The sequence below is a fragment of the Sporomusa aerivorans genome (assembly GCF_041428895.1).
Taxonomy (GTDB): Bacteria; Bacillota; Negativicutes; order Sporomusales; family Sporomusaceae; genus Sporomusa; species Sporomusa aerivorans.
The window spans coordinates 5,857,198-5,879,080 of the sequence record NZ_CP156926.1 but is presented as its reverse complement, the minus strand read 5'-3'; the positions used below and the strand labels follow the sequence as shown (position 1 = coordinate 5,879,080).

Annotated in this window: 20 protein-coding genes; 17 read left to right on the top strand and 3 right to left on the bottom strand. The window is 48.4% G+C overall.

The features are described 5' to 3' along the window. Nucleotides 1-2: 2 nt before the first annotated feature. The 3 genes from SATMO3_RS27895 to SATMO3_RS27885 are packed head-to-tail and all read left to right on the top strand — an operon-like array spanning nucleotide 3 to nucleotide 2,594. On the top strand, nucleotides 3-620 hold the full coding sequence (locus SATMO3_RS27895) for a Fe-only nitrogenase accessory AnfO family protein (protein ID WP_371374076.1): 618 nt from the start codon (nucleotides 3-5) through the stop codon (nucleotides 618-620). Between the two features lie 5 nt (nucleotides 621-625). Beyond that, the gene (locus tag SATMO3_RS27890) at nucleotides 626-1,675 is read left to right on the top strand and encodes a hypothetical protein (RefSeq protein ID WP_371374073.1); all 1,050 of its coding nucleotides are present in this window, start codon (nucleotides 626-628) and stop codon (nucleotides 1,673-1,675) included. Nucleotides 1,676-1,688: 13 nt separating this feature from the next. Further along, nucleotides 1,689-2,594, top strand: coding sequence for a homocitrate synthase (locus tag SATMO3_RS27885; RefSeq protein WP_371374070.1), 906 nt, complete (start codon nucleotides 1,689-1,691; stop codon nucleotides 2,592-2,594). A gap of 91 nt (nucleotides 2,595-2,685) precedes the next feature. Here SATMO3_RS27885 and SATMO3_RS27880 read toward each other — a convergent pair whose 3' ends face one another. Together SATMO3_RS27880 and SATMO3_RS27875 are read right to left on the bottom strand one after the other, a co-directional pair. After that, nucleotides 2,686-2,847, bottom strand: a complete 162-nt coding sequence (locus SATMO3_RS27880) for a hypothetical protein (protein WP_371374067.1) — start codon at nucleotides 2,845-2,847, stop codon at nucleotides 2,686-2,688. A 26-nt stretch (nucleotides 2,848-2,873) separates the two neighbouring features. Further along, on the bottom strand, nucleotides 2,874-3,044 hold the full coding sequence (locus SATMO3_RS27875; protein WP_371374065.1) for a hypothetical protein: 171 nt from the start codon (nucleotides 3,042-3,044) through the stop codon (nucleotides 2,874-2,876). A gap of 206 nt (nucleotides 3,045-3,250) precedes the next feature. Between SATMO3_RS27875 and SATMO3_RS27870 the strand changes: the two genes are divergently transcribed. The 14 genes from SATMO3_RS27870 (at nucleotide 3,251) to SATMO3_RS27805 (ending at nucleotide 21,287) form a co-directional block, all read left to right on the top strand. Continuing rightward, complete coding sequence (locus SATMO3_RS27870) at nucleotides 3,251-3,775, top strand: hypothetical protein (protein WP_371374063.1); 525 nt, start codon at nucleotides 3,251-3,253, stop codon at nucleotides 3,773-3,775. A gap of 24 nt (nucleotides 3,776-3,799) precedes the next feature. After that, a complete protein-coding gene (locus tag SATMO3_RS27865) occupies nucleotides 3,800-4,441 on the top strand; it encodes a lactate utilization protein (protein WP_371374060.1) in 642 nt (213 codons plus the stop codon). Between the two features lie 154 nt (nucleotides 4,442-4,595). Further along, the gene (locus SATMO3_RS27860; RefSeq protein WP_371374057.1) at nucleotides 4,596-5,885 is read left to right on the top strand and encodes a L,D-transpeptidase; all 1,290 of its coding nucleotides are present in this window, start codon (nucleotides 4,596-4,598) and stop codon (nucleotides 5,883-5,885) included. Between the two features lie 184 nt (nucleotides 5,886-6,069). Further along, nucleotides 6,070-7,734 carry a dihydroxy-acid dehydratase gene (gene ilvD, locus SATMO3_RS27855; RefSeq protein ID WP_371374055.1) on the top strand — a complete coding sequence of 555 codons (1,665 nt, stop codon included), beginning with the start codon at nucleotides 6,070-6,072 and terminating at the stop codon, nucleotides 7,732-7,734. A 27-nt stretch (nucleotides 7,735-7,761) separates the two neighbouring features. Beyond that, nucleotides 7,762-8,595 carry a 3-methyl-2-oxobutanoate hydroxymethyltransferase gene (gene panB / locus SATMO3_RS27850; RefSeq protein ID WP_371374052.1) on the top strand — a complete coding sequence of 278 codons (834 nt, stop codon included), beginning with the start codon at nucleotides 7,762-7,764 and terminating at the stop codon, nucleotides 8,593-8,595. A 27-nt stretch (nucleotides 8,596-8,622) separates the two neighbouring features. Then, nucleotides 8,623-9,474, top strand: a complete 852-nt coding sequence (panB, locus tag SATMO3_RS27845; protein WP_371374049.1) for a 3-methyl-2-oxobutanoate hydroxymethyltransferase — start codon at nucleotides 8,623-8,625, stop codon at nucleotides 9,472-9,474. A 300-nt stretch (nucleotides 9,475-9,774) separates the two neighbouring features. Then, nucleotides 9,775-11,100, top strand: a complete 1,326-nt coding sequence (locus SATMO3_RS27840) for an MFS transporter (RefSeq protein WP_371374046.1) — start codon at nucleotides 9,775-9,777, stop codon at nucleotides 11,098-11,100. Between the two features lie 154 nt (nucleotides 11,101-11,254). After that, nucleotides 11,255-12,562, top strand: a complete 1,308-nt coding sequence (larA, locus tag SATMO3_RS27835) for a nickel-dependent lactate racemase (protein WP_371374042.1) — start codon at nucleotides 11,255-11,257, stop codon at nucleotides 12,560-12,562. A gap of 151 nt (nucleotides 12,563-12,713) precedes the next feature. After that, entirely contained in the window at nucleotides 12,714-14,258 is a 1,545-nt protein-coding gene (locus SATMO3_RS27830) for a histidine kinase (protein WP_371374038.1), read from the top strand. 38 nt (nucleotides 14,259-14,296) lie between these two features. Next, complete coding sequence (locus SATMO3_RS27825) at nucleotides 14,297-15,886, top strand: response regulator (protein WP_371374035.1); 1,590 nt, start codon at nucleotides 14,297-14,299, stop codon at nucleotides 15,884-15,886. 20 nt (nucleotides 15,887-15,906) lie between these two features. After that, nucleotides 15,907-16,815 (top strand): dihydrodipicolinate synthase family protein, encoded by a 909-nt coding sequence (locus tag SATMO3_RS27820; RefSeq protein ID WP_371374033.1) that lies wholly within the window; start codon nucleotides 15,907-15,909, stop codon nucleotides 16,813-16,815. A 126-nt stretch (nucleotides 16,816-16,941) separates the two neighbouring features. After that, complete coding sequence (gene ilvD / locus SATMO3_RS27815; protein WP_371374031.1) at nucleotides 16,942-18,621, top strand: dihydroxy-acid dehydratase; 1,680 nt, start codon at nucleotides 16,942-16,944, stop codon at nucleotides 18,619-18,621. A 128-nt stretch (nucleotides 18,622-18,749) separates the two neighbouring features. After that, a complete protein-coding gene (ilvD, locus tag SATMO3_RS27810) occupies nucleotides 18,750-20,480 on the top strand; it encodes a dihydroxy-acid dehydratase (RefSeq protein ID WP_371374028.1) in 1,731 nt (576 codons plus the stop codon). A gap of 135 nt (nucleotides 20,481-20,615) precedes the next feature. Then, complete coding sequence (locus SATMO3_RS27805; protein WP_371374024.1) at nucleotides 20,616-21,287, top strand: superoxide dismutase; 672 nt, start codon at nucleotides 20,616-20,618, stop codon at nucleotides 21,285-21,287. A 51-nt stretch (nucleotides 21,288-21,338) separates the two neighbouring features. Here SATMO3_RS27805 and SATMO3_RS27800 read toward each other — a convergent pair whose 3' ends face one another. Further along, nucleotides 21,339-21,824, bottom strand: coding sequence for a metallophosphoesterase (locus tag SATMO3_RS27800; RefSeq protein WP_371374021.1), 486 nt, complete (start codon nucleotides 21,822-21,824; stop codon nucleotides 21,339-21,341). Between the last annotated feature and the right edge of the window lie 59 nt (nucleotides 21,825-21,883).

The following is a 21,883-nucleotide window of genomic DNA, read 5'->3' as shown; positions in this document are numbered from 1 at the left end:
ACATGGCGCGGGAAATAGCAGTATTTATTGATGGCGATGGTGCAACGACCTCCCTGACAGAGCCGGGAAAAATAGTTATTTATCGCCGCCAGCAGGGAAAATGGCAGTCGCAAAGCGAGATGCCGTTTTGCCTTGACCATTCCAGTGGAATGCCGGGAGTTCGTCCGCAGCTGGCCGCCATGGTTCAGTCTTTGGGAACTTGCCGGGTGTTTATTGCCCGGTCGGTAACTGGGCTTTTATATAGGGAATTGGAGCAGGCTGGTTTTAGTATTTGGGAATTTGCCGGTCAGCCGATAGAATTTTTGGAATATGTTTTGATTCAGGAAGAGTTGGCTGCTCAGCAACAGACGGCAATTAAGGCAGTACCTCTCCCTATTGTTGAAACCGGGCCCGGTTGTTACCAAGTATCGCTTAAAGACATTCAGCATAGCGGTAACGGTCTTACTTCCAAACAGATTTTGCAGCCCTTGCTTAGTAAAAACTTTTATACAATCGAAGTTCTTTGCAGTCACGTTCCTCCATGGCTGGAAGCCGAATGGACGTGCGGGCGGCTTGACTGCCACGCGGAAAAAATGGCGGAAGGTCTTAAGCTGACAATCAGAAAGCAAAACTGCGGGTGATTGACATGGGTAATCCAATTTGGATCGACCAGACATTGAATACAGCTGTCCGGTGGCAGTTTACCAGCAGCCAGCTTGCCGAGCTGGCCGATCTGCTCGCCAGGCTGGGTATTAAGCAGGCCGATGTCTGCCTGGATGACTGGCACTGGTACCGGCCAGACCTGGCGACAGTACAAAACTGTCTCGCCTTGCGGGGGATTACCGGCATAGCTGGTACAGGGCTCAAACTGGCCAGGCAAGCCGGACTGACAGAGGTTGCGGTAGCCTTGCGTGTTGCCGGAGCCGGCAAGCTTGACGTGGCGCTTGAAGATGTTATGAATCAGGCCAGCCAGCTTGGTTTGCAGGCAGCCTTGCTAATGGAAGATTTACTTGGCTGTAGTGCGGCCGATATAGAGGCGGTTGCAGCCGTTGTTAATAAATTTGATTTTACTGCCGTTATCTGTGATGACGGCAGAGGCTTAGGCGATCCGTTTGCTGTCTGTAAGCAGATGGATTTTTTCCAAAGAAAATTCAAGTGTCCTGTTGAACTCAGAGCCGGTAATGCTTATGGCATGGCAACAGCCAATACGTTAGCCGCCATGAAAGCAGGTGTCTGGCGTCTGGCAACTGCGGTAGCCGGCGTCGGCGGCTGTACTCCCTGGGAAGAAGCCTTGCTGGTCGCCAGACAACTGGGAGGAATGAACATAGAATTTCCCCGGGATTTGGCGGGTAAATGCCAGCAGGTGCTGAATATGCTCGGCCTTAATATGCCGGAAAATAAGGCCGTTATTGGCCCGGAAATATTTGCCCATGAATCCGGTTTGCATGTGGATGGTGTTAACAAAGCGCCGGAAATCTATGAACCCTATGACCCGGAACTGGTAGGACTTAAGCGGCAGCTTGTTATTGGCAAACATTCGGGCAGCGCCGCCCTCAGAACCAAATTTGCCGCCTGGGGCATATGCCTGGAAGAAGCTGAGACCAAGCGTCTGCTCGGTGACGTACGGGCGCTGGCGGTCAGTAAGAAAGCCGCCGTTACCGATGAAGAATTACAGCAGCTCTACCGGTCTGGCTGAAAGGAGCAAAAATATGCAAGAACTCAAACAAGGAGTTATCATTGATACAACTCTCCGGGACGGTGAGCAATCTCCGGGCATTGCCTTTAACGCCATGGAAAAACTGGCTATTGCCACTGCCTTAAGTCAGGCTGGCGTGACTTGGATTGAAGCCGGTACTCCGGCCATGGGACAAGAAGAAATGGAAGCGCTCAGGCTTATTGTGGACGCCCGCCTCAAAGCCGTTGTATTTGCCTGGAATCGAGCTTTTCCTGAAGACATTGAAGCTTCTGTGGCGTGTGGTTTTGAGTTTTTGCATATTTCTGTGCCTGTCTCTGACCTTCATATCTACCGGAAACTGAAGAAAAACCGGGAATGGGTGCTAAAACAGCTGGAATCTGCAATACTGTTAGCCCAGAGCTATGGCTGTCAGGTGTCGGTTGGCGCCGAGGACGCTTCCCGGGCGGATAACGAGCATTTTCTGGAGCTGGCCGAACTCAGCGCCCGTCTGGGAGCTGTGCGCATTCGTTATGCTGATACCGTTGGCCGGCTAGATCCGTTTGCTACCTATGACCTGATGCAAAAGATGGCGCCGCGCTGCCTTCTGCCCATCGAGTTTCACGCCCATAATGATTTTGGCCTGGCAACGGCAAATACCTTGGCCGCCTTGCAGGGGGGCGCGGTATTTGCCAGTGTGACAGCAGCCGGGATCGGTGAACGGGCCGGTAATGCGGCCATGGAGGAAGTGGTGGCGGCGCTGGCGGCAATAGCCGGCCGGCCGTGCAATATTGATTTGGAAGCGGTAAAAAAAATTAGTTGCCGGGTGGCAGCTATCAGTGGACGCAGGATCTTTCCCTACAAACCGGTTGTAGGTACGGCGGGCATGCCGCCGGAATTTCCGCCGTATCACCAAGTATATTCCTTAACTGATGATAAATAGGCTGGATTATTGCTAACCCCAGGCAAAGTTATACTTTCCATCAGGACAAGAAAAGACTTGGAATAAACCAAGTCTTTTCTTGCTGCCGGTTCTAAAATAATTGCTGAGCCTGTCCGTTGCTGTACCGCCCCGGGCGGGCTTTCTGAATGTTCTCCTGGATTTCCCGGCTGGTGCGTGGACTAGCCAGTACAGTCACTGAGGCAAGGTTTTTACTGAACCCCTTACCGTGAGCGTATTTTATCCTGGTTTTCACGGTGTTACCTCCTCTGTGATAGGTTGTTAACTGTCGAAGCGCTGGTAGTATTCCCGGTATTTTTGCAAGGTAAGATCTTCAGCTAAATCACTATCAAGGCTGAGGTCCAGAGCAGCTTTTGGACAATACTGAGAGGAAAATTCACAGGAGCAACTTTCAACGCAACTATTACAGCCTATAACTTGGCGTTGCAGCATACAATCGCCTCCTGAAAGCATATTGCGTGTTGCTGTCACAACACTACTTATAATAGTTTTTCGTACAAATATGCAAATTATTCTGTAAATTACCGGTTTTTTTGCTCCGCTATTCCTATTTAAGCAAGATTTCCGCCGGTTGGTGGATTGTGATGTAAATGGTATAATATAAAATGGAAGAACATTGTAGAAAGTGGTGGAACGCGATGCACATAGGTCAGGTTGGCCAGCCGTATGAATGCGGTGAGGACAAGCTTGAAGAAAAAGTACTATATCGCTTGGACAAAGATGGTCATTGCCTTGTAATTGTCAAGGCAGGAATTACTGTTCAGGAAATAGAAAATATCGATCATGGCATTGCCGAACTGGGTATATATATTGATGGGCCTATACTGTTTTTGCTTTTTCGGTTTGGTAAGGGAAGCTGGAATGACGCCCCTTATTCCTGGCATACGGTGCCGCGGGAGTTTCGTATGTTTCCGGCGGAGGCGGCTGACAGCAACCGGCTGCGCATAAGTCTGGTTGAGGCTGGCAGCGGTATTGTCCGGGCGGTGCGGGAAGTAGTTTTTACAGCCGAATTTGCCGAAGCGCTTAATACCGCCATAACGGTACAGGCTAATGGCAGCTTTAATGGTTTGTCCTATGCCAAACATATAAACATTGTGTATAACCAGTATATAGCGGAAGATATGGTTGAGCTGGCTGGTATACATATGGTTTCTCCTATCTGAAAATCTTATGAGAGGGGATTTACGATGAGTGAATTTACAAACTGGCATAACCAAACTATCGGGACAAGAGTTGTCGAAGCATTGCAAAAGAATAATTTTAAAGCCAGCTACGTCAATACCAAAGAGGAAGCTTTAGACAAGCTGTCAGCGCTTATTCCTGTTGACGCCACGGTGGGTATCGGCGGCTCATGGACAATCAAGGAAGTTGGCATTGATACTCTTCTGGAAGAACGGGGCAACACGGTATTTAACCATAACAAGCCGGGACTGTCTCCGGAAGAAACCTTGGCGCTGCGCCGCAAACAGATGACGTGTGATGTGTTTTTAACAGGCACCAACGCCCTCACGCTAAAAGGTGAGCTGGTCAATGTGGATGGCGCCGGCAACCGGGTAGCCGCCATGATCTTTGGGCCTAAGAAAGTAGTTGTTATTACCGGTATCAATAAGGTTGTTACTAATGTGGAAGCGGCCATGGAGCGGATTGAACTGTTCGCAGCTCCCATAAATAATAAGCGTCTCAGCCGGCCCAATCCCTGTACTGTGACTGGCGAATGCATGGATTGTCAGGGACCGACCCGGATCTGTAATGTTACGACAGTAATGCATAAAAAACCGGCTGTAACCGATCTTGAGGTTATAATTATTGGCGAAGAATTAGGTTTTTAATTTTAAAAGAGCAGGCGACAGGCAGTGTACAATAGTGCACTGCCTGTTGTTTTATAATAGCTCAGCAGCGGCAAAATTTTTCACGGCATACCGGCCACCTTCTGTTCATATAAGTTATTGTCTTGAACAATTGGCTTATAAAGGAGATGGCGGTATGAGCAAATGGGTCTGGCTGGTAGTATTCTGGGTTAGTATGATAATTCAGCCTATTGGCGTACAGGCTGTGGCGCAACCGGATGTATCGCGAATTATCGTAAATCTGCCAAGCCGCACCCTGGAACTATATAAGGGCGATACCTTGATTAAAGAATATCCGGTCGCAATTGGCAAACCTTCTACACCTACTCCTACCGGCACGTACTCGGTTATCGAAAAAGAAGTCAACCCTACCTGGTATCCACCTGGCAAAGGATATAATATCCCGCCTGGACCGGATAACCCGCTGGGCGCCCGGTGGCTGGGATTTGTTCCCTTATATGGAATTCATGGTACCAATGCACCCTGGTCGATTGGTTTAGCAGTTTCTAACGGCTGTATCCGGATGCAGGAAGAGGACGTCGAAGAATTGTTTGAACTGGTTGAAGATGGCGCAACTGTTACTGTAGAATACGAAAGAATCAAGGTGCGCGTGGGCAATAATGGGCAGGCGACCATTGGCATTTACCCTGATGTATATGGGAGACAGGCTGTGACGTTGAAGCAAGTCAGGCAAAGATTAAGAGACGCCGGTCTGGACGGACTTGTTGATGATACTTTTCTTAAAGGCTTAATTCAGAATAGCTCTGCACAGCAGATTGCTTTTGCTCAGCTGCACAATCTGAAAATAAACGGTATGCTGCGGCCGGAACGAGCAGTATCCTGGCAGGGAGAAAAGCTTGTGCCAGTGATGGCGCTTGCTGATAGTTTGCATACTTCAGTGACCTGGAATGAACGGCAGCAGACTCTGACCAGGCAGTTTCAGTCCGTTCCCGGACTGAAACTGGGTAACACGGTATATACCGATATTAAATATCTGCCGGCCTTGTTTGGCGGACGGGAAAAGTGGAATGACAAGCAAAACTGCCTGGAATTAACACTGCCTATTGCCAAATTCGGGGGGCAACTGTTATCCGGTGATATTCAATGTGTGAATAATGCCTTGGTAGTACCGGCTCTGCCATTAGCCGCCGTGCTGGGGGAACGGGTAACCTGGCAGCCGCAGATCGGTACTCTGTATGTTCATGGCAAACCGGCGCCCATTATTATTATGGCGGGACAGCCGTTTTTAGCGATCGAGGATATTGGTAAAATATATAACACAGCCGCCGTTTGGGATGAAAAGGAACAGACCCTGGCTTTAACGTATCCTTTGCATGTAGTTGACTATTCCACGTACCTGGATCCTGATGAGTGCTTCTTAATTAGCGGGTACTTGCCGGATCCAGCGCTAGCTGCAACCAAGTGAAGTAATCACTTGGTTGTTTTATTTTTCCACTTGGAGAATGATGACAAGATTCCTAATGGAGATGTCAAAAAATTCAGAAGGTAAAAAGCCTAATTTATCGGAATATTACAGCATGATCGTTTAGACTTACGACAGGCCTGGCGTAGGTATTATAGAGCAAGTAAACGAAAGGGGCACTACATTCATGAGAAGTCATATTACTACACGCGGATTAGAACGGTCTACGCACCGTGCGCTGTATTATTCGATGGGTCATCTCCCGGAGGATCTGGATAAGCCATTGGTGGCTATTGTTAATACTCAAAACGAAACAATGCCTGGCCATCTGCATTTAGACAGCATAGCGAAAGCCGTGCGGGAAGGAGTAATCGCAGCCGGAGGAACGCCGATTGAGTTTCCGACAATTGGCATCTGCGACGGTATAGCTCAGGGAAATTACGGTATGCATTATCCGCTGGCCAGCAGGGAGTTGATCTGTGATTCAGTCGAATGCATGGTAAACGGTCATCAGTATGATGCCATGGTCTTAATAACCAACTGCGATAAAATTACCCCAGGTCTTTTGATGGCGGCAGTACGCCTTAACATTCCGGCAATCATGATCAGCGGCGGCCCGATGGCCACCGGCTGTGTTGATGGCCAGGAAATCGGCTATACAGACTTGATGGCTGCGCAGGGGGATGTTGCCAGAGGGATTATTACCCGGGAAGAATTGTCAAAGCGAGAAAGAGATGCATTGCCGGGCTGTGGCGCCTGTAACCTCCTGGGAACTGCCAACACCATGAATTTTCTGACTGAAGCGCTGGGGATGTGTTTGCCGGGTTCCACCTGCCTGGCGGGAACCGGCAGAAGGCTGGCATTGGCAAAACAGACTGGTATGAAGATTATGGAGCTGTACAAGAAGTCGATTTTACCCCGCCAGATTGTTACGAAAGAAGCTATTGAAAACACAATTACCGTTGACTTGGCAATCGGCGGTTCTACGAATACTATTTTGCATTTGACAGCCCTGGCTAAAACGGCGGATATTGATTTTGATATCCATTGTTTTGCCGAACTGGCCCAAAAAGTTCCTCATCTTGTAAAAATAAAGCCTGCCAATAATGGCCACTACCCGGCTGATGTACATTATGCCGGCGGCATAAGAGCGGTTATGAACCAATTATGCCGGCATGGGCTTTTGCATAACGATGCTTTGACCGTGACAGGCCAAACTGTGGCAGAGAATGTAAAGGATGCCACAGTGATAAACAGCAATGTCATAAGGCCTATGGATAATCCTTACTCGGCGAAAGGCGGCTTACAGCTCTTATACGGTAACCTGGCCCCGGAAGGTTCGGTATGCAAGAGCGCGGCTGTCGTGCCGGAGATGTATCATCATCAAGGCCTGGCCAGGATCTTTAACCAGGAAGAGCCGGCGGTTGCCGCCATATATGGCGGGCAAATCAAACCGGGAGATGTAGTGGTAATAAGATACGAAGGACCCAAAGGCGGTCCGGGCATGCGAGAAATGCTCACGGCTACGGCCGCTATTGTCGGCATGGGGTTATCAAAAGAAGTTGCCCTGGTAACCGACGGGCGTTTTTCCGGGGCTACGGCGGGAGCAGCGGTCGGCCATGTTTCGCCTGAAGCGGCGGAGGGAGGACCCATTGCTCTTATTGAAGAGGGCGACATAATTGAAATTGATATAACCAAAGGCACCATCCAGCTGCATGTTAATGATGAGGAACTGGCGCGGCGTAAAGCCGTCTGGCAACCAGTCAAGCAGGACCATGTAATTAAGGGCAGCTATTTGGAGCGCTACGCCAAGATAGTATCATCCGCCATGGCCGGTGCCGTTTTTAAATAAGGGCTACACAAAGGAGGAGAAATATTTATGGCAAAAACCAAAATAACAATTCCCGAGATTCTCGAAACCAAAACCAATGGCAAGAAATTCAAAATGATTACCGTGTATGATTATCCCATGGCCAATCTCGTTGACCGTTCCGCCGCCGAACTTATTTTGGTTGGCGACTCTCTCGGCATGGTAATTCAGGGCCATGACGGTACCATTCCCGTAAACATTGAGGATATACTGTACCACCTCAAACTAGTCCGCCGGGGTGCGCCAAATACCTTTGTCGTCGGTGATATGCCCTTTATGTCTTACCAGATTAATCGGGATGAAGCCATTCGCAATGCCGGAACACTCTTAAAAGCCGGCGCGGATTGTGTAAAGATGGAAGGCGGTAGTAAAATTGCCGACACAGTTAAAGCCGTAGTAGACGCCGGCGTTCCCGTCATGGGGCATATCGGCCTGACCCCGCAAACAGCTGCCATGATGGGCGGTTTTAAAGTCCAGGGCAAAAATGCCGAAGCTGCCGAGAAACTGCTGCAGGATGCGATTGCCATCGATAATGCCGGTGTATTTGCCATGGTGCTGGAATGTATGCCTGCCGGATTATGTAAGCTTATTACCGAGCGGGTTAAATGTGCAACCATCAGTGTTGGCGGCGGTAAAGATTGCAACGGCCACAATCTCAATGCTTATGATCTGGTAGGTATATTTGATAAGTTTGTGCCTAAATTTGTTAAGCAATATGCGCAAATGGGACCGCAAATGGTTGAAGTATTTGATACCTGGTGCAAAGAGATTGATGACGGAACTTTCCCGGAAGAAAAACATTGCTTTACCATAAATGATGAAAATTTAAAACGCTTGTATTAATTTATTATTATAAAAAGAGGTGTTAGCATGGCAAAGAAAACAATCAATGATTTTACACAAATGGTGGAAAAAGGCGAAAAAATCGTATACTTAACAGCTTACGATTATCTTACCGCCAAAATGCAGGAAAAAGCCGGCGTAGATATGATACTGGTCGGAGACTCGCTGGGCATGGTATCCCTGGGGTATGATACTACCTTCCCGGTCACCATGGACGACATGGTTCGTCACTGCCAGGCAGTGCGGCGCGGCGCGCCAAACACATTTATTGTCGGCGATATGCCTTACATGTCTTACCAGAAATCAGATGAGGAAGCGGTAGCCAATGCCGGCCGGCTGGTAAAAGAAGCGCTGGTCGACTGCATCAAGCTGGAGGGCGGCGGCGAAATGATTGCCAGTCGGGTCAGAGCCATTCAACAAGCCGGTATTTTAGTAATGGGCCATATTGGTTTAACACCGCAGTTCATGGGGCAAATCGGCGGCTATAAGGCTCAGGGTCGCAGTGCGGCTGCCGCCATGAAAATCGTGGATCAGGCTAGGGTAATTGAGGAAGCGGGAGCCTTTAGCATCCTGGTGGAAGGTGTGCCGCCGGCCGTAGGCAAAGCCATTACCGAAAAGGCAGGTATCCCCATCCTGGGAATTGGCGCCGGTTCCTACACGCATGGACAACTGTTGATTTATGCCGATATGGTAGGTATGTACGATAACTTTACACCGAAATTCGTTAAGAAATATGCTAATGTTGGTGAGGTTTTAGTAAAAGCCTTCGAAGAATACACCCGGGAAGTAAGACAGGGGCAATTCCCCATTGATACAGAGCATGCCTATAAAATGAATGACGAGGAAGTAAAAGAATTCTTAACAGCCCTGGGAAAATAGGCTGTTGTCAGGGCAGGGCCAATCCGCTCCGGCGATGGTCCTGCCCAACCTAAAAGCAAAATAAACTCCAGGACTGCAAACAATAGTACAAATATTCAAGAAAAAGGGTCGAATCTGTGATCAGATTTGACAAGGAGGCAGGTTCTATCGATTAAAAAAGACTGAATTTTTGTGGTATTGCGTAAACTGGTTTCCTTTAACCGGAATGATAGATTTTGAAGTACGGAGGTGATCGTCAAACAAATAGCCGGCAGCAGTGTTCGAAATCCAAAACAGGAATTAAATTTGGAGGTGTAATCATTGGCAAATATCACTTTTAGCGAAGAGCGCGAAAATCAGCTTATGCGTAAAATACGGTGGCACCTTGTGCCCTATGTTATGCTGCTGTACATCGTAGCCATGCTGGACCGGGTTAATATCGGCTTTGCCGCGCTGCAAATGAATAAAGATTTGGGAATAAGCGCGAGCATGTTTGGCATGCTCGCAGGAATCTTCTTTATTTCTTATTTCTTTTTTGAAGTCCCCAGTAATGTAATTATGCACAAAGTAGGGGCGCGCAAATGGATTGCCAGAATTCTTGTCAGTTGGGGCCTGGTGACCGTTTTCCTGGCTTATGCCCAAAACATTACTCATGTTGCTATCTTACGGGCGCTTCTAGGGGCCGCTGAAGCCGGTTTTTATCCTTGTATTGTGCTCTACTTTACTTTTTGGTTCCCAACTAAGCATTTTGCTAAAACCATGTCGCTGTTTATGTGCGGAATGGCGCTGGCTAACATCATTGTCGGTCCTATATCCTCCTGGATTATGGAAAACGTGACCTGGATGGGAATGACCGGCTGGCGCTGGATGTTTATTTTAGAGGGACTGCCTGCTGTAATCCTGGGCGTTGTTACCCTGTTTACCATGGTTGACAGACCCGATCAGGCCAAGTTTCTGACCGAGGAGGAGAAGCAGTGGCTTATAGCAGAATTGGAGCGCGAGCATGTGGCCAAACAGTTAAAAGTAAAAGTAGCCAATAAGTGGGAAGTGTTTAAAAACAGCCGCGTATGGCACTTGTCTTTCTGTTATCTTTGTTATGTTCTTGCTCTCTATGGTCTGGGAATGTGGATGCCGCAAATATTGAAAAACCTGGCCAAGGCCATGAGCCTGTCCAATATCGGTCTGATCTCCACTATTCCGTATATGTGCGCAATCGTCGTCATGGTGTATGTTGCCAGACGTTCGGATGCCGCTCAGGAACGTCGGTATCACACTGCCTTGCCGATCGGTCTGGCTTTCTTCGGTCTGATTGGCTTAACCATGACCGATAATCTGGTGGTATCAATGCTGCTCTTATGCATAAGCCAGGCTGCCATCTACTCCTTTGTCGGCACATTCTGGACACTGCCGAATCTGTATCTGTCGGAAGCCACCGCGGCAGTAGGCATAGCCATTATCAATTCGGTTGGCAACCTGGGCGGATTTTTCGGTCCGTATATGGTCGGTTTTCTGAAAGACTTATCCGGATCGACTACTTTGGGCATGTATTTCTTAGCTTCCTTCGCTATCCTGGGGACTATCTCGGTGCTGGCAATTCCATCGCGGGAAGCTGCGGCCGAATCGTTAAAAACCAATATGAGTGCATAGCAGACAGCGAAGGGCTCGGGAAAACCTCCAGCCCTTTCGGTCTTCGGAACAGCTGTCAATAGTTTCATGATACCGTTCAAAAGATTTGGCAGGATGTCAATGGGGTACTGGGAAATAGTCATAATATTTGCATTTGTTATAGAAGGGAAGGGTGATGATGAGAAGTTTTACACTGAAATACGGATCTGAGGAAGTCAATTTTTCAATACCTGAGGAACAATTGTTATACGAAATTACAGGCGGGGAATATCCGCCAGTTCCTAATATTCCACAAGCTGTCAAGTCTGCTTTGGCCAAACCGGTCGATTCCCCCCCGCTCAGCGAAATTGTAAAGCCAGGTGAAACAGTCGCGATTGCCGTCAGTGATATTACGCGGGGCTGGCAGCAGATGATGCTGGTATTGCCGGAGGTATTGACCACTCTTAATGAGGCCGGTGTGCCGGATGAAAATATTACAATCATTATCGCAGTAGGCGGCCATCGAAAAAATACCGAACAAGAGTTTATTCAGCTATGTGGCCAGGAAATTTGCCGGCGCGTAAAAGTAGTAAATCATGATGCCTGGGATTTTGAAAATATGGTCTATTACGGCAAGACAGGCCGCGGTACAGAGGTCTACATAAATAAAATAGCCGCGCAAGCGGACCGGCTCATTCTGACCGGCGGCATTATCTATCATTATATGGCTGGCTTTGGTGGCGGACGCAAAAGTATCATACCCGGGATAAGTTCGATAAAAACCATCCGGCAGAATCATTTGTGGGGGCTGGGACTTGAGGAAGGAGCGGGCTCCAATCCAAATGCGGCATCCCGCAAGACAAAGGGAAATGATCTGCACGAAGATATGATGGAAGTGGCAGGCTTTGTCCAGCCTGACTTTATTATCAACATGGTGCCTACACCGGACGGGGAATTTGCCGGTATTTTCGCCGGGAACTGGATCTCGGCCTGGCAGGAAGGCTGTAAGCTGGTTGATCAGCTGTACGGGGTAGAGATTGATCAACAGGCCGATATTGTTATTGCTAGCGCCGGCGGCTTTCCTAAAGATATAAATCTGTATCAGACAGGTAAGACCATGGATAACGCTTATTACGCCGTTAAGCAGAACGGTGTGGTAATTGTTTTAAGTGAATGTGCGGATATCGCTGAACCACAGGAGTTTTCCCGCTGGTTTCTGTTTGCAGATAAGCTGTCGATGGAAAAAGCGTTACGGGAGCAATTCGGCATTCCGGGCTGGGTGGCTCTAAAAGAAGCAGAGTGCAGTGAGTATGCAACCTACATTCTGGTAACCAAAGCGGACAATGCAGAGTTTGTCGGCAAAACCGGCATGATGCCTGCTGCTTCTATGGAGGAAGCGCTCCGGCTGGCGCGGGAAAAGTGCGGGACCGATAAACCTACCTACACGGTAATGCCGCAGGGGGCCAACACGTTACCTATCCTAAAACAGGTGCAAAAGAAGTAACGCCTTACTCAAGGCGTAAGCACCAAAAGCTGATAAGGAGAATTGTGTTTTTGAATTGATCTGAAAATTATAAAAGCGCCAGGAGGATTTCTTAAAAGGGAGCGGTAATTTATAGCATAGGGAATTTAGCAAGAGACGCGGGGTAGCTGCAATGACAGAAGAGGTTATTAACAAAATAAAAGATATGTTGCAATTAGATATCCTGGACGGCCAGCATTTCGACTGGGGTGAACAGCACTGGTTGCAGCTCGATCCGGATAATAGGGAAACGCAGCCGATCGTGTCGGTGGCCACCGTATATCCCGGGGCAGAGCAACGCCAGCATATTCATTCCGGTTATCTTGAAATTATGATCGGACTCAACGGTCAAACCCTGCACTGGTGCGATAGCCGGCTTATCGAACTGGCCGCAGGAAAAATCGGCTATATCCGAGAGGGGAGTAAACACCAGCTGCTAAATAATTCTGCTGAGCCGGCATCCTTTTTAAGCATAGTGTACTCAATTCCCCGGCCGCTAAAGGAAGTTACAACAGGCAGCGACATTGAATTAAACGAAGTGGCTAAAGTAATTAATTTGGATGCCATCGCCGAAAAATTCGCGCAAACTGTGGATATGACAGTAACCTTAATTGATGTTTCGGGCAATTTCCTGACAGACAGCAGAAATCTGCCGGATATCTGCAGAGTTTGCCGGCAGGAACGCTCGGGAAATTGTATTTTAAGCGCAGCCTCTTCACCGCAAATATACCCCGATTTGAAATTGTTTCATTGTAAATTCGGTGTTTCTTCCATTCAAAGCCCGATTGTCGTTAATGATAGAGTGCTGGGTTATTTAGGCTGCGGCTATGGCAGACTGTCAGCCAATGTCCCTAAAACTGCCTTGTCCCAGGAAATGTATTTGCAATTAAGGTTTTTCAACCGGAACCAACTGACATCGGTGGCTGAAACCTTATCACTTGTAAGTGCCTCGCTTGTTCAACTAATGATTAACTCTATGAAAGAAAAAGAGATCAGCAGTTATCGGGTTAGTTTGTCGGAAGAACGGGCGATGAAAGCGCGGCTTCATAACTCCCTAAGTCAGGCGCGGCTTAAATTCCTGGAGTCGCAGGTTAATCCCCATTTCCTGTTTAATACTTTAAGCACTATTGCCCAGCGCGCGGAAATGGACGGCGCCGCTACCCTGGCATCCCTGACTTACTCACTCTCCAATTTATTGCGCTTGAGTCTCGGGAAAGCCGAATCACTGGTGACGATAGAGGAAGAATTAAGTTATATCAAAGATTATCTGTATATTCAAAAGGAAAGATTCCCTAATAAATTTGACATAAGTATCGAGATAGATCCGGATATATCGGCAGTCCGCATTCCTTTTATGACAATAATGGTTTTAATAGAAAATTCCATATTGCATGGCTTTAAGAATGTCCGCGATCAGGGTAAGCTGTTTGTCCGTGGCTACAAGCAGGACATATACGGGGTTATCGAGGTTGCGGATAACGGCTGCGGCATTCCGGACTCGATTGCCAAGGCCGTCCGTGATCTGCCTGATGCCGACTATGATCCACCTAATTTGCAAGGGATTGGCATCAAAAATATCTTCTTGCGCTTGCGGCACTATTATGGCGAAACCTTTACACTGACACTTGAGCGCAGGCAAGAAGGGGGAACGTTAGCGCGACTTTCCGTGCTGCTTTAGACTCGATGTGAACTAAGGCTGAGTGAGGGGGAAATGAAATGTACAAGATGCTCATTGCGGATGACGAGCCTGCTGTACGACAATATCTCCACTTTATTGTAAAGCAATATAACTTGCCGTTTCTGATCTGTGGCGAGGCCGAGGACGGGGAGCAGGCAGTGCAAATGGCTGCTGCCTATAAGCCTGATTTTTTTATTTTGGATATTAACATGCCTATGCGGAATGGCTTGGATGCCGCTAAACTCATCAGGGAAAAGAACCGGGATGCAATAATTTACATTCTGACTGCCTACAGCCAATTTGAGTATGCGCATCAGGCCCTGCAGACACAGGTTGCCGGCTATTTATTAAAACCCATAAAGCCGGCTGAGCTTGTTGATACGCTGAAAAAGGGCATTGCGGCTGCGCTCAATCAGCGGATGTCCAGCCACCGCCTCCGGCGTATGGAGCGGCAAATTGAGAAAGATAAAGCGGTAGTAATAAAACATAAATTATTTGAATTATTAAAAAGCGATAAGCCTAATCCCCGGGCCGCACAATTATTGCGCAGCATTGCCAAAAAGGACAGCTTCCTCCCAAGTGCGGTTATATCGCTTTCCTGCTGGCCGGCGGCCGAGGCTCCCGCAGCTATTGGCGCTGATGAATATATCCGCGAAGAATGTATTGGGCATTTTGGCGGTCAGGCTATAATCACGGGTTTTAGCGATGAAATCATTATGATTTTTGAGTGCTGGGATTACGATTTGCACAAAGAACTGCAACGTCAGCTGGAGGATTGGGAAAGGGCATATAACGTTACCTTTTGCGCAGGCATAAGTCAGATACTCAGGCCTGCGGACATTGGCAGGGATTATAAAAATGCTAAAAGAAAACGGGAAACAGGGTTGTTCTGGCAGCAGCACGGACTTTTGGTTATTGATAGGGTAACGGAGGGCGGTCTGGAATTTATTTGTGACAGCGTCCAGCAGCAACTGCGAGACTGTCTTGTTGAACGGGAGATAGACAAGGCTAAAACCGTAACACGCCAGTTTTTTTGTGAGGCCAAACAAAATGTGGGGCAGCCGGAACACGTGTATGCCGCCTGTATAAAAATAGCCAATAGCCTGGTGGATAAATATGCCGAGTACATCCTTTCAACCAGTGAGGCCAATAGTGTCCGGCAAAGTTTTATCAGTAAACTCACCAATACAACTTCGGTCAGTGATTTAGAACAATGTTTGTGCAGCCTGATTGACAAGCTTAACAGCTATGTTTGCTCAGCGGAGCAAAATCAGGCCGAGCAGGCGGTAAAATGGGCATTGGAATATATAAATAATAATTACCATAAGGATCTTGCGTTAGAGCAGTTTGCCGAGAAACTGTTTATGAGCGCCGGCTACTTTTGCCGCATTTTTAAAAAATATGCGGGAGAAGGGTATGCCTCTTATTTAACCAATATTAGACTGAAGAAAGCTAGGGAAAGGTTATTGAGCGGGAAATATACAGTCGCCGAAGTTGCGCGGATGGTAGGGTTTCGGGATGCAAGCTATTTTAGCAGTGTTTTCAAAAAGCACTACAACCAATCACCGAGTCTGCTTGCCGCCGCGGTAACCAATAAGGTCAATTTACAGGCACAATGCGTTAAATAGTCTAAGCTGGAGGCGGTGTTATGTTTAAGGGTGTTCTTTCACCGGTGATTACAGTTTTTGACCGGAACGGGAAGCTTGACTACGAAGGCAATAAACTGGTCATTGAGCGGCTGATTGATAATGGAATTAACGGCTTGCTGTTTCTTGGCAGCATTGGCGAGTTTTTTGCCATGTCCATGGCCGAAAAGCAAGAATTCACTGCCTTTGTGGTCAAAACCGTTAACAAGCGGGTGCCGGTGCTCATCGGTACAGGCGGAACAGTACAAGCCGAGGTAATCGAATTTACCAGGTTTGCTGAGCAGGCAGGCGCAGATGCCGCAGTAGTTATCTCGCCGTACTACTTTAAGCTCAACTCCACGGCCATCTACCGCTACTATGCTAATGTGGCGCGCAGCACATCGCTGCCAATTATGATGTATAATTTTCCTGAGCGGACTGCTGCCGATTTAGAGCCTGAATTAGTCTGCCGGCTCATTAAAGAGTTTCCGCACATAGTGGCAATTAAAGATACCGTGGATAATATCAGTCACACCAGGAAACTGATTCAGGCTGCGAAGGCAGTGCGCCCGGAATTTTGTGTATTGTCCGGCTTTGATGAATATATGATTCCTAATTTAATGGCCGGCGGCGACGGGATACTGGGTGGCCTGACTAATGTTGTTCCCGGTGTTTTTTCTGATCTTATGAGGGCTTATAAAGCAAAGGAAATGGCGCAGGTAGAGGCTGCTCAGGCCAAGATTTCGATATTAATGAATCTGTATGAAGTGTCTGCGCCTTTTGTAGCAGCCATCAAAGGAGCGGTTGCACGGATGGGGGTGCCTATTGTCCCGGCGGTAAAAGATCCTGCCGCTGATTTAACAGATGAGCAGCAGCAAAGAATTAAAACACTGTTAGTAAGCGCCGGTGTTATTACTGCAGATAAGGAATAACCAATTGGTAGAATTAATGAGTAATAAATCGGTGAGAGGCCAATTTTTTACCGGTGGCGTAAGATGCCATGCGAACAAAATTTGACAATACCGAACAACTGTTATGGAAAAAGGAGCTGCTTACTCATGAAATATCGGAGCGGTGATATATTAGGTAAACCGGAAGGGCGTTTCAACCGGAGCGTTTTTAAATCAGCAGGGTTTTCTGAGGAGGATCTTGCCAGGCCCCTCATCGGTATTGCCAATTCATGGAACGAGCTTGTACCGGGGCATGCCAACCTGCGTATTGTAGCGGAGCATGTACGCAAGGGGATACACCGGGCAGGTGGCGCAGTAGCGGAATTTGGCGTTATCGGGGCCTGTGACGGGACTGCTCAGGGCCATGCCGGCATGCATTACATATTACCTTCCAGGGATCTAATTGCCAATGATATTGAAGTAATGGTGGAAGCTCACCGCTTGGACGGGATCGTGCTGCTTGGATCCTGTGACAAGATTGTGCCGGGAATGCTTATGGCGGCAGCCCGGCTTAAAATCCCAGCAATCTTTCTGCCAGGCGGGCCGATGCTCGGCGGTATTGAGTTTGATGGCCGCAAGTCAGATTTAACAACAATGTCGGAAGCGCTGGGAATGCTTAAAAGCCAAAAAATTGGTGAAACAGCCTATGCCCAGTTAGAGGAACTTTGTGGTCCAACCTGCGGTTCTTGTGCATTTTACGGTACTGCCAATACGATGTGCTGCATGGCTGAGGCCATGGGAATGTCGCTGCCGGGAGCGGCGCTTGTACCGGCGGTTTACGCTGACAGACTGAGGCTCGGGGAACAAACCGGGCAGGCGATTGTAGCTTTGGTGAATCGCCGGATAAGCGCCGATCAGATCATAACTTATCAAGCTCTGGAAAATGCCATCCGGGTATTAATGGCTACCGGTGGTTCGACCAATGCGGTATTGCACTTGTCGGCGGTGGCGGCAGAGCTGAATATCCCGGCTGAAAAAATGATGGCGGCCTATGACAGGCTCAGCCAGTCCACTCCCCAGATCGTCAAGGTAAATCCGGCTTCCAAGTATGATATGGAGGATTTTTTTCGCGCCGGCGGGATTCCGCGAGTCATGCAGGCAATACGTTCACTGCTTGATACCGGCTGTATTACTGTGACCGGTAAAACCGTAATACAAAACCTGCAGGACTATACATTCAGATACCCGCAGGATGGTAACGTGATAACCACACTGGATAAACCGTTCAGCAAACAAAAGGGGTTGGCTATCTTACGAGGAAATCTCGCCCCGGATACAGCCGTAACCAAGCCGGCTGCGATTGATGCCCGGATGCACACTTTCTCCGGAGCCGCAAGGGTGCTTGACTGTGAGGAAGCGGCGGAGGAGGCCATATTAAGCGGCTGTATTACAGCAGGCGATGTCGTTGTTATCCGCTACGAAGGTCCCAAAGGCGGTCCGGGGATGCGCGAAATGTATAAAGCCATGAAGTATCTTTATGGTATGGGGCTGGCCAAAAAGACGGCATTAATTACCGACGGACGGTTTTCAGGCACTAACAATGGCTGTTTTGTGGGGCATATCTCGCCGGAGGCGGCTGAAGGAGGACCTTTGGCCATTGTTCAGGATGGCGATGCAATTACCGTCGATATCCCCGCAGGCCAGTTGCAGTTACACCTTTCCGAGCAGGAAATCAAGGCAAGGCTCGCAAGGTGGCGGCGTCCGGAGCCTAAGTTTAAGAGCGGTTATTTAGGTGTATACTCCAAACTGGCAAGTTCAGCGGCGAAAGGCGCTATTGTTAAGATCTAACCGCTTGCCGCCAGTCATTAGGGCCGGGCCCTTGGCGCAAGAAGTTCGTTGTGAACTGTTATCACAGGCATTTACTTCGTCTCCGGGCTGGCCAGCTGATATTTAAAATTTTATGAGGAGGGCTGCAAATGAGTTGTGGCTGCAGTCGTAGTCAATATTTACGGAAAGTTAACTATCAGGGAGACGGCTTACGGGCCGGAACCCAATGGGATGAAACTGACTTGGGAAAACTCCAGATTCTAATTGATACTGTCCACGGTGACAGTCACCCGGGCAGCAGCCATCTGGGCGGGCTGGCCGATGAGGCGAAGATTGGCGTTTATCAATCACAAGGCAAGCCGGCAGTATATGCCGTGACCGATATTTGTGATGGAATTGCAATGGCTCATGACGGTATGAATTATTCTCTGGCAAGCCGGGAAATCATGTCTTATATGTTTGAGATTCATGCTTTGGCTTCACCTTTTGACGGCAGTGTGTTTATGGCATCCTGCGACAAGTCAATTCCTGCCCAATTAATGACAATGCTGCGTCTGGATATGCCTACTTTGCATGTATGCGGCGGCTCAATGCTGAGCGGTCCGAATTATATGTCCTCCGAGATTTTATATGGAGCCGGCGACAAATATGCCAAGGGCAATCTTAGCGAGCAAGAGCTTATGTATTATTCCCGCAACTGCTGCCCCAGTGTCGGGGCCTGCCAGTTTATCGGCACAGCCAGTACTATGCAGTGTATGTCGGAAGCATTAGGCCTATCCCTGCCGGGCAATGCGCTTGCCGCCGCCTATACAACTCACCTGACCCGGTTTGCACGACGGGCCGGCAGACAAATTATCGATAACGTGAAGAATAGCCTGATACCCCGCCAATTTATCAGCAAGAAGCATTTTCTCAATGCATTGATGGTCCATGCGGCCTTAGGCGGATCTACTAATGCGCTGCTGCATATACCGGCTATTGCCCGCGAGGTGGGAATTGTTATTGATCCACAGGATTTTGACGCTGTCAACCGTGAGATTCCTGTGCTTGTCAGCCTGAAAACAGGCGGACAATGGCCGACGGACCTGTTCTGGTACGCCGGCGGCGTACCGGCTGTCATGCGTGAACTTAAAGATAGTCTGTATTTGGATGCAATGACCGTTACCGGCAAAACAGTCAGGGAAAATCTTGAACAGCTGGCGGCAACAGGGTGGTTTAGTGAAGTCAACAGCTACCTAACAAACTACAGGCTCACCGCCGGTGATATTGTTAAGCCCCGTGTAAGCCCTGTAAAACCGCAGGGAAACATTAAGATTCTTACTGGCAATCTTGCCCCGGAAGGGGCCGTAATCAAGTTATCCGGCGTAGATGAAGCCATCCATAATTTTATCGGGACAGCCCGTGTTTTTGATTCGGAGGAAACGGCTGTGGCTGCGCTGCTGGCAGGGGATATAGGCCCCGGGACAGCCCTGTTTATTCGCTTTGAAGGGCCAAAGGCGTCAGGTATGCCTGAAATGCTGCGGACAACAGAAGCCCTTTGGAATATGACGGAGCTATCCAGTAGTGTTGCCTTATTCACCGATGGCCGTTTTTCCGGGGCAACCCGTGGTCCGGCAGTAGGACATATTGCGCCGGAGGGAGTAGAAGGCGGCCCCATTGCTTATCTTGAGGATGACGATCTCATAAAAATGGATGTCGCTGCCCGCACTTTAGATATCATCGGCTTACAAGGCGAGCAGGCCACACCGGAAGAAGTGGCGGCGGCGCTGGCGGAGCGTAAAAAAAACAAAGTCTTCCCGGAGAAGGAGACGACGCCGCTGGTTAGACTGTATCGAAAACTGGCGCGTAAGTGTACGGAGGGGGCCGGATTTGACGTTTAGGCATAGTAAACAAACTCTGTAATATAAAATGCCTGCAAGACAGCCTGTGCCACCCGGGAGAACTTTGTAACTGCAATTGCCAAATCGGAATATGATATTATGGAGTCAAAAATCATAGCGGGAGGTACGAGAGATTTGGCAGCAAAACCAGTTTTCGGACGTTTTGTACCAGCGGGCAAGCATAGATTGCCCCCGTTGCCCTATCCCTATAATGCCCTCGAACCCATTATCAGTTCTGAAACATTAGAAATGCATCATGATCATCATCATAAGGCCTATGTCGAAGGGTTAAACAAGGCAGAACTGGCACTGGTGGAGGCGAGACAGAAAAATGATTTTACACTTATTAAATATTGGGAGAATGAGCTGGCCTTTAACGGTTCCGGACATATTCTTCATAGTATTTACTGGACGGTGATGGCGCCGGCGGGATATGGCGGGGAGCCTGGCCCATGCACTGAGAAGGAGATTGTAAAGTATTTCGGGAGCTTTAACGGCTTCCTGGGGCAATTCATCAATGCGGCGATAAAAGTGGAGGCCTCAGGCTGGGGAATACTCGCCTGGAATCCGGCCTGGCGGCACTTGGAGGTTTTAAACGCCGAGAAACATCAAAATCTAACGCAGTGGGGCTCTATACCGATACTGGTCGTAGATGCATGGGAGCACGCTTATTATCTTGACTATCGATATGACCGTGAGGCATATGTTAAGGAATGGATAGAGTTAATTAACTGGCAGGAAGTGGAGAACCGTCTCCTTTTAGCAATGGACGGACAGCTCCCTATGCTGCTAACCATGTGTGATTAGCGGTTGTTTCAAGTATGAGTAGCGAAGCCGCGATGGTTTTAAGATGATGATTCAAAAAAACATAATTTGGGCCTTGATACTTGTTGAGGTCACTGTCAGCATAATGTATGAAAACCATCGCTCCTGCCGCTTACTGGTCATTGATCCCGGATTGAGCATGAGAACTTTATTTTTAGTATGTATCACTGGCTGATGGCTATGTCCGAAGATGATGATATCAACCTGCTCACTGGCGAAACTTGTATAAGCTCTTTCGATAGTAGTTTTACCTGTGCCGTGGCCATGACAAACTCCGGCCCGGTATTGGCCAAGCGTTATGACCTCTTTTTCAGGCAAGCGGGACTTAATGGCATCATCATCTGTATTTCCCCAGACACCGGCAAAGTTAAAATTGGCCTGCAAATAATCAATTACCCAGATTCCGCCATAGTCGCCGGCATGAATAACGAGATCAGCATCGCGAAATAAAGTGGTTAGGTTGTCTAACTGGCCGGTGTTTTTAAGCAGGTGTGTGTCTGAAAGTACGGCAATGTTCATGAGTGATCGCAACCCCTTTAATTACGGTAAATGCAGCTTTATTAGTATAAAGCCAGGGA